General features: G+C 39.9%; 13 protein-coding genes and 1 pseudogene. 12 read left to right on the top strand and 2 right to left on the bottom strand.

Annotated elements, in window-relative coordinates:
* The first annotated feature begins 158 nt into the window (after positions 1-158).
* The 3 genes and pseudogenes from purU to AC0VZ9_RS16265 all read left to right on the top strand — a co-directional run bounded on the left by purU (position 159) and on the right by AC0VZ9_RS16265 (position 1,966).
* Positions 159-1,058, top strand: a complete 900-nt coding sequence (gene purU, locus AC0VZ9_RS16275; protein WP_192908804.1) for a formyltetrahydrofolate deformylase — start codon at positions 159-161, stop codon at positions 1,056-1,058.
* A 278-nt stretch (positions 1,059-1,336) separates the two neighbouring features.
* Positions 1,337-1,456: pseudogene (locus tag AC0VZ9_RS16270) on the top strand (DinB family protein); the annotation flags it as partial.
* Positions 1,457-1,477: 21 nt separating this feature from the next.
* Entirely contained in the window at positions 1,478-1,966 is a 489-nt protein-coding gene (locus AC0VZ9_RS16265; RefSeq protein ID WP_475396468.1) for a DinB family protein, read from the top strand.
* A gap of 96 nt (positions 1,967-2,062) precedes the next feature.
* Here AC0VZ9_RS16265 and AC0VZ9_RS16260 read toward each other — a convergent pair whose 3' ends face one another.
* Positions 2,063-2,533, bottom strand: coding sequence for a DinB family protein (locus tag AC0VZ9_RS16260; protein WP_386850153.1), 471 nt, complete (start codon positions 2,531-2,533; stop codon positions 2,063-2,065).
* A gap of 311 nt (positions 2,534-2,844) precedes the next feature.
* On the opposite strand from AC0VZ9_RS16260, the gene AC0VZ9_RS16255 reads away from it, so the two are divergent.
* Positions 2,845-3,150 carry a hypothetical protein gene (locus AC0VZ9_RS16255; protein ID WP_475397509.1) on the top strand — a complete coding sequence of 102 codons (306 nt, stop codon included), beginning with the start codon at positions 2,845-2,847 and terminating at the stop codon, positions 3,148-3,150.
* On the opposite strand, the gene AC0VZ9_RS16250 is transcribed toward AC0VZ9_RS16255, so the two are convergent.
* Positions 3,130-3,687, bottom strand: a complete 558-nt coding sequence (locus AC0VZ9_RS16250) for a helix-turn-helix domain-containing protein (protein WP_009333902.1) — start codon at positions 3,685-3,687, stop codon at positions 3,130-3,132. The two genes, AC0VZ9_RS16255 and AC0VZ9_RS16250, sit on opposite strands and share 21 nt — an antisense overlap.
* Before the next feature lie 113 nt (positions 3,688-3,800).
* Here AC0VZ9_RS16250 and AC0VZ9_RS16245 point away from each other — a divergent pair, with 113 nt between their 5' ends.
* The 8 genes from AC0VZ9_RS16245 (at position 3,801) to AC0VZ9_RS16210 (ending at position 13,109) form a co-directional block, all read left to right on the top strand.
* Positions 3,801-4,397 (top strand): LysE family transporter, encoded by a 597-nt coding sequence (locus tag AC0VZ9_RS16245; protein WP_475396467.1) that lies wholly within the window; start codon positions 3,801-3,803, stop codon positions 4,395-4,397.
* A gap of 165 nt (positions 4,398-4,562) precedes the next feature.
* Positions 4,563-6,140 carry a helix-turn-helix domain-containing protein gene (locus AC0VZ9_RS16240; protein WP_475396466.1) on the top strand — a complete coding sequence of 526 codons (1,578 nt, stop codon included), beginning with the start codon at positions 4,563-4,565 and terminating at the stop codon, positions 6,138-6,140.
* Between the two features lie 111 nt (positions 6,141-6,251).
* Positions 6,252-7,436 (top strand): metal-dependent hydrolase family protein, encoded by a 1,185-nt coding sequence (locus AC0VZ9_RS16235; RefSeq protein WP_475396465.1) that lies wholly within the window; start codon positions 6,252-6,254, stop codon positions 7,434-7,436.
* A 171-nt stretch (positions 7,437-7,607) separates the two neighbouring features.
* The gene (locus tag AC0VZ9_RS16230) at positions 7,608-9,014 is read left to right on the top strand and encodes a sodium:solute symporter family protein (protein ID WP_252245062.1); all 1,407 of its coding nucleotides are present in this window, start codon (positions 7,608-7,610) and stop codon (positions 9,012-9,014) included.
* Positions 9,015-9,040: 26 nt separating this feature from the next.
* The gene (locus tag AC0VZ9_RS16225) at positions 9,041-10,171 is read left to right on the top strand and encodes a M24 family metallopeptidase (RefSeq protein WP_475396464.1); all 1,131 of its coding nucleotides are present in this window, start codon (positions 9,041-9,043) and stop codon (positions 10,169-10,171) included.
* Positions 10,172-10,241: 70 nt separating this feature from the next.
* A complete protein-coding gene (locus AC0VZ9_RS16220) occupies positions 10,242-11,447 on the top strand; it encodes a metal-dependent hydrolase family protein (protein WP_475396463.1) in 1,206 nt (401 codons plus the stop codon).
* A gap of 144 nt (positions 11,448-11,591) precedes the next feature.
* Positions 11,592-11,954, top strand: a complete 363-nt coding sequence (locus tag AC0VZ9_RS16215) for a Na-translocating system protein MpsC family protein (protein ID WP_009333910.1) — start codon at positions 11,592-11,594, stop codon at positions 11,952-11,954.
* Between the two features lie 132 nt (positions 11,955-12,086).
* Entirely contained in the window at positions 12,087-13,109 is a 1,023-nt protein-coding gene (locus AC0VZ9_RS16210) for a Nif3-like dinuclear metal center hexameric protein (RefSeq protein ID WP_475396462.1), read from the top strand.

Below are 13,109 nucleotides of genomic sequence, written 5' to 3'. Positions count from 1 at the left end.
GACATTCCATTGAAAGGGCTGGCACCAAGACTTCAGCTTTACTCCATGTTTACTATCCCATAAACCCAAATAAATAACTTGATAAAAAATAAAAATATGCTTTTAAATCCAAACCAATAAGTCTATTATAGTTATTAAAATTAAAAAAGGAGATTCATATGAATTCATCTATTCAAGAACAACTTCAAGTATTTAGAGAAAGTCAAAAAAACAGGGGGCGGCTGCTTATCAATTGTCCTGATCAACCGGGTATTGTGGCTGCTGTATCCAGGTTTCTGTTCCAGCATGATGCTAATATTATTGAATCGAGTCAATATTCGACAAATCCAGAGGGTGGAACCTTTTTTATACGAATCGAGTTTGAATGTCCTGGTTTACAGTCGAAGGAAGAAGAGTTGAAGAGTCAATTTAAGGAAATCGCAGAAACATTTTCAATGGAATGGAAATTAGCATTTGTTTATGAATTGAAGAAGACAGCCATTTTCGTATCAAAAGAACTTCATTGTTTACGTGAGCTGTTATGGGAATGGCAAAGTGGTGATTTGCTTACCGACATCGCTCTTATTGTGAGCAACCACGAGGAAGCAAGAGAGATTGCAGAATCCTTGCATATTCCATTCTTTTACATACCAGCAAGTAAAGAAAATAGAGTTGAAGTTGAAGAAAGACAGCTGCAGCTTTTAAAAGAATTTGATATTGACTTAATCATCTTAGCAAGATATATGCAAATTTTGACGCCAGCCTTTGTGGGGGCTCATCCATTCAAGATCATTAATATTCATCACTCTTTCCTTCCTGCATTTGTTGGTGCGAGGCCATATGATCGAGCCCATCAGCGCGGAGTAAAAATAATTGGGGCAACGTCTCATTATGTTACAAACGATCTTGACGAAGGACCAATCATTGAACAAGATATCAAGCGTGTTGACCACCGGGATCATATAGATGATCTAAAAAAGAGCGGACGTTCTATTGAACGAAGTGTTCTTGCCAGAGCGGTTAAATGGCATTTAGAAGACCGGATTATTGTTCATGAAAACAAAACAATTGTTTTTTAAGGAAAAGGAGCAGTAATGAGTGCCTGTCCCTCAGTTTAGTAATGCATTTTCATGTGACCCCCCTGTCAAGTAGACATGGAAATATTAAAAAAGCTTTAGGCAGCTTTAGCTCTATATTCCATAGGGCTAAGGCCGTTTAAGTGTTTTTGGTTTCTGCTGAAGGTTTTACCGAAATGAAATGGCAAGATCTTGTACAACGATTAGAATAGGGATCAGCTTAGTGGCAAAATGAGATTGAGGCAGCCACGGAATCAAAATTGCATGAATAAATCCCCGATTTTCCTGTAGACGCGCTTTGGTGGTGGGCGTTATCAAATTTGTGCTCACATAACACTTATCATATTGGACAGATCATCTATATTCGAAAAGTCCAGGGTTCCTGGCAAAGTAAAGAGTAGAAAGAAAAGAGGTTGGATACAATGGAGCGGAAGGAATATGAATGGGTCAAAGAGAATCGAGAAGTGCTTTTGGACTTTTGCAGTAAAATGGATCCAAAAGATTTTACGTGTGAAATGGGATTCGGCTGGCAGAGTGTGCGAGACACACTTGTTCATATAGCGAATTGTTATCATGGCTGGCTAGGATCATTTGTTTTATTAAAAACGAAGGAGCCTATCACGCCTAGAGAAAACATTCCGACAATCGGTATCGAGGAAATCAGGACACTGTTTGAACAAGCAGATGCTTATGTGTATGAAGTTCTTGAGGCATTTTCTCAAAGAATGGATGAGTCAATCGTGCAGCCTATTCCTTGGAGAGAATCAACGGAGGAGATTTCAATGACTCCTCGAAAACTGTTCATGCATACTGTCACTCACGAATACCATCACAAAGGACAGATAATGGCGATGGCCCGCCAGTTAGGGTATGAACCGCCAAATACAGATGTTCTGGGGACGAGAGAGTAGATTTAGATAAGAAAGGATGCCCAATGGTGATATACGTAATATCGATGGGCACCCTTTGTCACTTTTAAGACTAAAATTAAAATGATCTTTCCTTTTTTAGCTCTTTACTTCTGTATGACGAATAACCCGTTCCATCGCTTGAATATGCCCCAAATGGTTTGCTTCATGAAACAACGCAAATTCAGCTAATTCACCAAAGGTTTCAAGTCCCAGAAATGGTTTATCCAGCTTTTCATTTAACCGTCCAGCTGGAATTTGCTGGATCCGGGCCAATTGATCCTTTAGCTGGATAATGAGCTCATCTGCTTCAGGTATATCACCTTTCCAATCAGCCGGCTTAGTACCGTTTCCAAATAATTCAATATAGTTTGCAGGGATATGGGTCGTTTTGCGGGGAAAGCCGAACATAAACTGTTCACAGACCGTTAATACATGGCCAATATGCCAATGGATCGTGTTGTTAAAACCGTCTGGCTGTATACTTGCTACATCCTTTGATACGGACTCGATCTTTTTAATAAAATAACCTCTTGTCTTCTCAAACTGTTTAAACACTAGTTCATTCATTCTTTTCTCCCCTTCCAAAAATTCTCATCTGTTAATATACCAAAAATTCGTAAAGATTAGGAGTGTCAATGGACTGAAAAATTATTATTGTTTTCTTTTATATACGGCGAAGGTTTAGTAAATGGCAGGACCTTACATCCAGCCAATTATAATGTCACTTACACAACGTTAAGCAAACCAGTAAGCTTTTCTTTATCAAACCGGTTGATGATATGCTGTGGGGAACATTAACCGATTCCTATATACAATCATTAGCCGTAATCAAAGAATTGAAATTAGATTAGGAAGTCGTCTATGCGAATGGTGGCGCAATCGCTCTGGGACATCCAGTTGGAACGAATGGAGCCCGAATTAGTTATTCTCAGGCGCTGGAGATGAATGAAGGGGAATGTGAAATATGGGCTTGGGTCACTTTGTATAGGCGGTGGGCAAGGAATTGCGCTATTACTGGAAAAACCTTAGATTACACACTTTATTGGTTAGATACACAGTATGAGAAAGACAAAAGGAAAGCAGCCCCGGGAGGCTGCTTTTTGTACGGAAGGGTTTGTCAATTTAAGCTTTCAGTTGGATTTACGCCAATCATAGCAACGCATTTATTCTGCCGGATAAAATAAAATCATACTGACACGTGCCAAAGATTTCCCTGAATTATGATAGGTATGGGGCCGATCCGCTTTGAATCTGATGGAGTCACCGCTTTCTAACGTATATTCATCATTATTCACCCGTATGGTGATTTCCCCATCAAAGACCACGATCAACTCTTCGGTTCCCTCGATATGTGGTTCAGCGCTAAGGTATCCACCTTTGTCGATTTCGACGGTATACACTTCAAATCGCTTATCGTTTTCGAAAGGAAAGTAAGGGTATACCCGATACTTGCCATGATCCTCTGATAATGTCTGAATTTCCTTCTTTAAAACAACTTGAGTATCCGGCTGAGGATGATTAATCAGGGAGGTAAAAGAGATCTTTAGACCATTTGCAATCTTCCAGATGGTTGTGATCGTAGGGCTTGATTCGCCCCGTTCAATTTGGCCGATCATCGTTTTGCTTACTCCCGTTAATTCGGCCACCTTCTCTAAACTTAATTTTTTGTTTTCCCGAAATGCTTTTAAATTTTTAGCCAGAATTAAATGAATTTCCTCCATACCTGCATTCCTTTCATCTGTACAATATAACGTCCATAATATACAATATGTAGTAAATCGTTATATTGTCGTTTCTGTACATTATAACATACATGCAGAGGAGGAAAGCAGCTGTGTCTTTATTATCTTTTTTCTTATATGTTTTTGTTACCAGCTTTACACCAGGTCCAAACAATATTATGGCCATGGTATTCGCTAACCGGTTCGGTTTAAGAAATACGATTCGATTTTGTTTGGGCGTAAGCGCAGGGTTCTTTGTCATAATGATAATTTGCAGCTATTTTAATCTATTGCTTCATCAATTCATTCCAAGGGTTGAATTAATCATGACCATCGTTGGGGTCATTTATATGCTGTTTTTGGCTTATAAAATCATGACAAGTAAATCGGATGACCAGAACAATAATGATGATAAGCATAACGGCTTTTTTATCGGGATGCTTTTACAATTTATTAATCCAAAGGGGATCTTATATGGGGTTACAGTGATATCAACCTTTATCCTTCCATACCATACCTCACATACGAGTCTGATATTCTTTTCCATTTTCCTTGCATTTGTTGGTTTCCTGAGCACCTTTTGCTGGAGTGTTTTTGGATCGATTTTTCAATCCTTCCTGGCGAAGTATAGAAATCAGTTTAACATGATAATGGCTTTATTGCTGGTGTATAGTGCCGGGTCGATTCTTGTGGGGTACTTCATTCGGTAAATGATTGAGGGTCTTAATAATGGGGTACAGCCAAATGCTGTACCCCATACATGTTCAGTAGGTTTTATCCATTTTATTTATCATAAGTTGCCTTTATAATATTATCTAACTATTGAAAGAAATAAGAAATTCATAGATAAGTATTTATCCAAAGGGGGGAATCTTATGATTACAGTCAAAGACTTTGCTGATGTGTTAGAAAGGGATCATATTTTGCTGGTGAGCGGCGGCAGGCAAAATATGAATAGAGAGATTGCCTATTTAACCAGCATGGAGCTTACAGAAAAAACATCCCGTATGAAAGAAAAAGGGTTTGTTATGACTACGTTTCATGCATTTAAAGATGTGAATCAAATGATTAGCCATTTAGAATGGATGCAGGAGATCGGAATCAGTGCAATTGGTTTTCATACAGCAGCATTGAAAACAATTCCAAAGGAAGTTATTGATTACTCCCATACCCATTCTTTCCCGCTTTTTGAAATCCCCCAAGAGGTCCCTTACTATATCATCCACGAAAAATACAATAAGCTAGTTAATCAAAGGGAAAATGAACAGGCTTCGAAAATCCATAAATTAAATGAAAAACTGATGGAAATTGTTCTGCTGGAAAAGGATTTAAATTCGATTGTAAAAGTAATAGGAGAATATATAAACAATGTTGTGTGCGTATTAGATCCGTATTTTGATTTGATGGCATATTGGAAGACGAAAGAGCAAACCAGAGATGAGATTAAGCACCTGATTAATTTAATCATAAACCAGCATAAAGAGAACGTGTTAAAAGTGCGCTTCACCAATCGTGAAACCAATATAGCAGTGAAAATGGATGGTCTTGCTGAACAGAATTTCAAGGTAGCCCCGCTGTTTTCTAAGATGAACTTTCTTGGATATTTGATAATTTGTCAAAATGGAACGGCGGATAAGTATTCAGAAGAGGTCATCAGGAATGGTATTCGTGCTTTAAGCTTAGCTGCTTATAATAAAAATACATTGCTCCACTATCAAAAAAGCAAAGATATCGAAATGCTTGAAGGTATTTTTCAAGGTGAGTCCGATGATAAGAGTCTATCTGACTTTTATATGGATCTTAAGAAGGTAAGATGCATTTTCCAGGTACAATCCTCCTCTCCGGAAACACTTCAGTCAAAACTTCAAATGCTTTCTGAGAGTTTAATAGAAAATGAAACAAACTCCCGATTATGGATTTATAACAGAAAAATTGTCGGGGTGATTGATTCAATTTTAGACAGAGACAGGTTAGCAAAAATGCTGACAGATTATCCAGGAATCCGTATCGGTGTAAGTGCGATAGACGAGGTGAACCATTGCAGTAAATTGAAAGCGATGTATGACCAATCATCTGTTGGGCTGCTGCATGGCCAAATCCATGATGAACAATTGGTGTTTTGGGATGAGATGGGGATTGAAAAAATAGCCTATAACTTACAATCCCATCACTTGTTTCAAAACTTTGATGAAGAATTACTGGGTCCATTGTTTGCCTATGATCAGGAAAAAAATGCTTCCTTAACTGAAACGCTGTATACATACTTAAAACATTTTTTCAATCTGCAAAAATCGAGCGGTGAATTATTTGTGCATCCAAATACGGTAAAGTACAGATTGCAGAAAATAAACGAAATAATGCAGGTAGATATTCAAAATCCATCCAATTATTCCATGCTGATGCTGGCATTTTCCATACATAGCTATAAACAGAAGGCAGATCAATTTCAATAGAATTGTTTAAAAGGGACAAATTACTGTCTCTTTTTTGTTTGTAGTGTACAATGATAAAAAATCTTTCTATTGTTATGATTTTGAATAATCAAACAATAGGAGGGCTTTACAATGCCGGCAAACACGAAATGGATCTTAATAAATGGCAGCATTATTGACGGGCTAAATGATGAGGTGGTGGAGAATTCATACATTAAGATTGAAAATGGGAAAATTACAGAGGTGCAGCGAGGGGAGCCAGGTGAAACAGAAGGGTTTGAAGTCATTGATTGTACCGGAAAACATATACTTCCCGGCCTGATTGACTGTCATGTACATCTCGTTTGGAATGGCAGTGCAGACCCGCAATCTGTCATAAAAAACGAAGAAAATGACAGGATTGCTTTGGAAGCCTACAAGCATGCATTAGATACACTGAAATTAGGAGTCACTACGGTCAGAGATTTGGGTGCACCGGATCGCACTGTATTACATGTAAGAAATGTCATTGATTCCGGCTTGCTTGCAGGACCTACCATTATTGCTTCTGGAGCACCTATTTGTATGACAGGCGGACATGTTTATTATTTAGGCTATGAATCGGACGGGCCGGACGAAGTCCGCAAGAATACTAGAAGGGTGCTTAAAGAAGGGGCGGACCTGGTGAAGGTGATGGCAACGGGCGGTATTTATACCAAAGGGGAAGAACCTGGTTCCGTCCAATTAACAATTGAAGAACTGAGTGCTGCAAAAGAAGAGGCACTTAAGAAAAATAAGAAGGTCTCTGCTCATGCAGATGGACTTGAAGGAATCATGAATTGTTTAGAGGTCGGCATTGACACAATTGAACATGGAATATACGCAGATCGTCAGGCTCTTGAAATCATGAAAAATCAGGGAACCTTCTTAGTGCCGACAATGGCTGTCATGAGACAGCTTATAAGCAGTCCGGACATTCCGGCATATGCTCTTGAAAAAGCCAAGCAAGTAGTGGGACCTCATTTCTCCATGCTGCAGGAGGCAGTTCAAATCGGAGTGAAGATTGCGACAGGTACTGATTGTGGCTCACCATTAACCCCGCCCCGCTATTATTATGATGAATTAGCGATTATGCACGAAGCGGGAATGTCGGAAATGGAAGTCATAAAGGCATCTACGAATGTTGCCGCTGAATGCCTTGGGATTGAAGATCAGCGCGGCAGTATTTCTCCAGGAAAGTTTGCCGATTTGCTGATTGTAGACAGCAATCCTTTAAATGATTTAAATAGTTTGCGGGGAGACAAGCTGGTTATGAAAAATGGTGTTTTGGTCAGCTGAAGTCTTCTGTAAGCTGAAACGGAAACTGCAACGGGGCTCTGCAAGTGCGGGGTCTCCCTTGGATACCATCTCAAGAAAAGTAAATAGGAAACATGGATCACTATTCCAGGATAAAATCTGCTTTAAGCTTCCACACAGCCTTATATAAAAATAGTAAAAGGAGTGAGCTTATTGAACACTTATTTAGTTGCAGTCATTCTTTATCTGATCCTGATGGCGCTGATTGGTGTGTATTTCGCAAAAAAATCGGTGAAAAACAGTGATGATTTCATGGTTGCAGGCCGAAGCTTGCCTCTATTCGTTGTCATGGGTACTCTTCTGGCAACGTTTGTCGGGTCTGGAACTGTCGTCGGCGGAGCAAGCTTTATTTACCAATACGGACCGTTTGCCGCTATTTTTAATCTGTCAGGCGGAATTGTTGGAGCGATCATTCTGTATTTTATAGCTTCTAAAATCCGCCAGATTGAAATCTATACAGTACCAGATCTTTTGGAACGGCGCTTTGGAAAAACAGCACTTTATATATCATCCGTTATTATCATCTTTGCCTTTGTCGGAATAACAGCTTATCAGTTTACAGGCGGAGCCTATGTGCTGCAATTAACTACCGGCATTCCATTGGAAGTTGGAGCCATTATTATGTGTGCACTGGTTATCTTTTTAACCGTAAGCGGCGGTCTATTTTCAGTTGCGTATACGGATGCACTTAGTGCCATTCTCATTATCATTGGCTTTCTTTTCGGGGTTCCCTTTGCATTGAATGCAGTTGGGGGATTTGAAGGATTATCTCTATCTTTGCCTGAAATGAATAAGACCTGGAATGGCGGTTTATCATTTCCTCAGCTTCTCGGCTTCTTCCTGCCATTGTTTTTACTCGTTTTGGGTGATCAAAACATGTACCAGCGATTTTCCGCTGCAAAAGATCCGAATGTAGCCCGGAAATCCACGATCGGATTTTTTGTTGGCAGTGTGTTTGTCATTAGTTTAACCATCATCTTAGCAACTACCTCCATTGTGCTTTTTCCGGACATAAAACCCGATACAGCCATTTTATCCCTTGCGATCGATGGTGTACCCCTTGTAGTCGGATTGCTTATTCTCTGTTCAGCCGTTGCCTTTATTATCACAACAGCCACTTCTTATCTGTTATCAGCATCAGGAAATATCGTTAGTGACTTAATCCAGCGCTCAAGTAAAAGCAAGCTATCAGAGAGTAAACTTCTATGGTACAACCGTGTCATTGTCGTGATTTTAGGGGTACTTGCGTATGTATTAGGGCAATTCTTCCCAAGTGTCCTGGCCATCCAAATGTATTCGTATACGATGTATGGAGCGTCCTTAACTCCTGCCATTCTGGCAACCGTATTATGGAAGAATGCCACAAAAGCAGGCGTGATCAGCTCCATGATTGTGGGTGGGTCTGCAACTATGATCTGGGAAATCGGCCTTGATCGGCCTTTAGATTGGAATAGTGTCCTGTTTGCCTTGCCATTGTCCGTTTTAACACTCATTATTGTCAGCCTGTTAACCAGAAACAAAAATGTCTCAGCAGACCTTACGACAGATCATACAAGCTAAAAGTATTTTAAAAGGAGTTGGAAAGCGTGAATTCAACGAAACGAATCAATCGATTAAAAGAGTATATGAAAGAACAAGCAATTTCTGCTGTATTTGTCTTTAATCCTGACCATCAATTTTATTTAACGAATTTTAAAGCTTTAATTTATTCACGGCCCATCATCTTTCATTTACAGGAAAAGACAGCCATGATTGTTCCTGGCCTTGAAGAAACCCATGCAATGGAACATTCACATGCAGATGATGTGCTGGTCTATTATGAGCATCCTGATGCTGGCAGGGATGAGACATCACATATGGAGCATATAAGTGCATTGGTAAAACAAAGTCCTAAATCATCAAAAATTGGTGTGGATTTAGCCTTTATTCCTGGTGAGGTTCTTCTCTATCTTCAGGTATCAGGCTATCAGGTAGTTGACATCGGGCAATTCATTTATCAAATGCGATTTATCAAAGATGAAGATGAAATTCACATGCTGGAGCAGGCCGGACAATTAGTGAACCTTGCAGTAAGCAAGTCATTAGCGCAAATTCAAGCGGGAACTACAGAAATGGAAATAGATGCAGCGGGAAATGCGGCCCTGTTTGAAGCAACTGCGGCCCAATATCCGGATTCAGTTATTGATATTGTGGTTATGTCACCTTCCGGGTTAAAACGAAGCATCATGCCGCACGTCTTCTCCAACACAAGAAAAATTGAAGCGGGAGATGTCATTATTCACAGCAGACAGGTTGGGCTAAATGGATATCGAGCAGAGTTAGAGAGAACCGTGATTGTCGGAAAGCCGACTTCCCAACAGGAAAAAGCGTTTCAGGCTGCGATAGAATCTCAGCAGCGTGCGATTGATTTTATTAAGCCAGGTGTGAAATTTTCAGAGGTAGATGGTGTTGCCCGTGAAGTGTTTGAAAAAGCGGGACTGGAAAAATATGCGATTCACCGTACCGGACACGGAATAGGTATATCAGCTCATGAGCAGCCATTTTTGCGTTATGACCATCATGATGTGGTAGAGGAAGGAATGGCATTCTCGATTGAACCCGGGATTTATATACCTGGGGTTGGCGGTTTTAGACACTCTGATACTGTTCTTATTACATCTGATGGATGCCGATTAATTACAGAATATCCGTGTGATATGGAGTCGCTGCTTTTCTAAATCATATATCAAACGAGAAAGGGAGAAGTATTGTACTTCTTCCTTTTAAAAGTGATAGGAGGAACATGTGATGGAGTTTGTAATTTCGAATGTGCAGCTATTATTTGGTGAAGAATTGGAATGTAAGAAGGGTTTAGCTCTTTTGATAAAGGATGGGTTGATAAAAGATATTATCCCTGAATCCCAACTGCCGGCCACCGTAAAAGTCATCGATGGAAATGGAGGGTTTCTAGCTCCAGGTTTGATAGATTTACATATTCATATGATGTGGGACGGTTCATTGAATCCGGTTCAAACTTCCGAAACAGAAGGCTATGAGCAGATGCTGATAAGAGCTGTTTCCAACTGTCAAACCTATCTCCAGCACGGTATAACAACTGTCAGGGACATTGGCTCCATTGATGATATTGCTCTGCATGTGGCAAAAGGGATCAAAAGGGGGCTCATTTCAGGTCCTGATGTCATAGCCAGCGGAAAAACATTAACCATGACAGGCGGGCATGATCCGTTCTGGGCAAGATTTGTCGATGGGATGGAAGAGGCGCTAAAAGGTGTGCGAGAACAAATTTTTAAAGGTGCTCAAGTGATTAAAGTAAGTTCTACTGGCGGGGTCTACGGAAGAATAGAAGGGGAACAGGTCGGCAATGCGGAACTTAGCCTGGAAGAGCAGGAAGTCATCTGTAATGAGGCGCATCGTTTTGGTCTCAAAGTTGCGTCCCATGCGATTGGTCGTGATGGAATACATAATTCGATACTTGCGGGAGTCGATACGATTGAGCATGGCCATTTTCTGGATGATGAACTGGTTGCCTTAATGGAAGAACGGAATACGGCCTGGATTCCAACATTGTTCGTTTATAAGCAAATTGCTACTCAGGAAGGGATCCCTTCTTATGCAAGAGACAAAGCAGAGGAAATCGTCAGCATTCATCGGAATGCATTTGAATGCTACTTTAACCGGAATATCGTAATTGGGGCGGGTTCAGATGCGGGTTCACCATGTACATCTCACCGGGCGCTGCTGGATGAATTGTATACCATGAATGAAATGATTCCTGATGCGAAAGAGGTGCTAAAAACAGCAACAGTAAATGCCGGAAAAATTTTAGGACATGACGTTGGGCAAATTAAAGAGGGCTACAGGGCAAATCTGATTTTACTTAAAGAAAATCCGCTTGAGTGCCTGAGTAATTTAGAAAATATAAAGATGGTTGTAATCAGGGGAAAAGTTCTCATGAAGTATACAAATAATAACCTGGAAATGATAGCGGAATGAGTAGTTTCTGAAGGAAGAGTTTTAATGATGCAAATTTTATCTAGTAAATTATATTTTTAATATAAACACTTTACAGATAGTTTTAACTATGATAAATTCTATTTATCAAATGATTCTGAAATTTCAAAAAGATGGTGTGAGTAAATGAGTTGGACTGCTGGCCCATTTAAACAGGAACTTATCAAGGACTATAACAATATTAACCTTCTTTTGTTTAACATTGGTGTCAAAAGTCAAAGAATCGACTTTTTGGGGGATAAGATATTAATTTTCGCCTATCATAAGAGAATTCCTTCTCTTAAACATTTGGACGAGATTAATCGCTTTGTAACCCGAATGACTGACATTGCCATCATTGATAGTTATAAGGAACACTTAAGGAATGTCCTGGAAGAAAAATATGGGATGAAGGTACTTTCTATTTTAAAAGACTATGATCCCGTTACTGAACTTTCAGGTACTATCATTACCCTGGATCGCGATACAAGTGCCTATATTTCCAGGTAACTAAATAATGATGACTGGTCCATTGAACTCTTAAGAGTGCATAAAAACCGTCAGTACAATCTTTCAGATTAGCGTCTGTTTGATTTGTGCTGACGGTTTTTTTTATAAAAAAATAGAGGAGGCAGCAACATTATGAAAACAGTAGAAGATGTATTGATTGCGCTGGATGACCTTACAGGAGGAAGAGTGATTAAATCACTAAATGATATAACGAGAGGGGAGCATCCCTTTGTCCTCATGAAGTCTTCCAACATTCCCGGAAAAGAGATTATCGAAACGCCTGGTCTTGTCTATGGTGACATGAAAAAAGAAGTAAAAAAAATAGCCGTTGCTATGACAATGACAGAAGGAAGTATCGAACTTGCCGGAGCTACTGGTGTCGATGCCATTGTTGCTCACCATCCGATAGCTGAAGCGGCAAATTCAGGTGGTGTTATTTTGAAAAACTATCTGGATTTATATAACGTAGCTGCTTTTGAATTGCATGAAGCTTTCCATGGATTACATCCTGGCATCCCTTTTTTGCACGGCCATCAGGTCTACCGGACAGAGGTTTCTTATGGAGGAGTACACGGAAATATTTTATATGTGGGAAAAGTAATCCCAGAGGTGAACACTCTCGGAGATATTCTAACCCGGTTAGATAAATATATGGGTCTGCAGGACGAAGATGATCTATTACATACTGAAAAGGAGCTTCGCACTGCTTCATCTCTGGTTGAAACAAGTACGGTGACGCGCGGGAGAATTGTTGTTGGTGAAGAAACCAGCCCTGTGAACAATATTGTGCACATTTTCCCGCATACGGGATTTTCCCCTGATCATTTGCGGCAAGTCATCAAAGAACACCCGGAAGCTGACACTGTTCTCGCTTCCATTAGCCGTGTTTATGATGGACATCCCCTGATTGAAACGGCTAAGAAGTTAGGAGTTAATTTTATTATTGGCAACTGCCATGTGTTAGAAATACTCGAAAATGGTTTACCTTTAGCTTATGCCTTAGACAGACTGCTGCCTGGTGTTGAAGTCGTTGTTTTCCGGGAACGTGTGACAAGCATGTCCATAAATGAAATGGGATCACCTCATTTAAAGAAATATGCAGAAGAAATGGCTGCTGGTTATCTATTGAAAAAAACGGCTGTCCATACGTTATAG

This window comes from Cytobacillus sp. QJM3NY_8, assembly GCF_056173585.1.
The sequence above is the reverse complement of the archived record's forward strand: the minus strand, read 5'-3'. Positions and strand labels throughout refer to the sequence as shown.

What these genes read in the sequence shown, in the direction of transcription:
- purU (WP_192908804.1), top strand. Translation starts at nt 159, where the DNA reads ATGAATTCATCTATTCAAGAACAACTTCAAGTATTTAGAGAAAGTCAA.
- AC0VZ9_RS16265 (WP_475396468.1), top strand. Translation starts at nt 1,478, where the DNA reads ATGGAGCGGAAGGAATATGAATGGGTCAAAGAGAATCGAGAAGTGCTT.
- AC0VZ9_RS16260 (WP_386850153.1), bottom strand. Translation starts at nt 2,533, where the DNA reads ATGAATGAACTAGTGTTTAAACAGTTTGAGAAGACAAGAGGTTATTTT.
- AC0VZ9_RS16250 (WP_009333902.1), bottom strand. Translation starts at nt 3,687, where the DNA reads ATGGAGGAAATTCATTTAATTCTGGCTAAAAATTTAAAAGCATTTCGG.
- AC0VZ9_RS16240 (WP_475396466.1), top strand. Translation starts at nt 4,563, where the DNA reads ATGATTACAGTCAAAGACTTTGCTGATGTGTTAGAAAGGGATCATATT.
- AC0VZ9_RS16235 (WP_475396465.1), top strand. Translation starts at nt 6,252, where the DNA reads ATGCCGGCAAACACGAAATGGATCTTAATAAATGGCAGCATTATTGAC.
- AC0VZ9_RS16220 (WP_475396463.1), top strand. Translation starts at nt 10,242, where the DNA reads ATGGAGTTTGTAATTTCGAATGTGCAGCTATTATTTGGTGAAGAATTG.
- AC0VZ9_RS16215 (WP_009333910.1), top strand. Translation starts at nt 11,592, where the DNA reads ATGAGTTGGACTGCTGGCCCATTTAAACAGGAACTTATCAAGGACTAT.
- AC0VZ9_RS16210 (WP_475396462.1), top strand. Translation starts at nt 12,087, where the DNA reads ATGAAAACAGTAGAAGATGTATTGATTGCGCTGGATGACCTTACAGGA.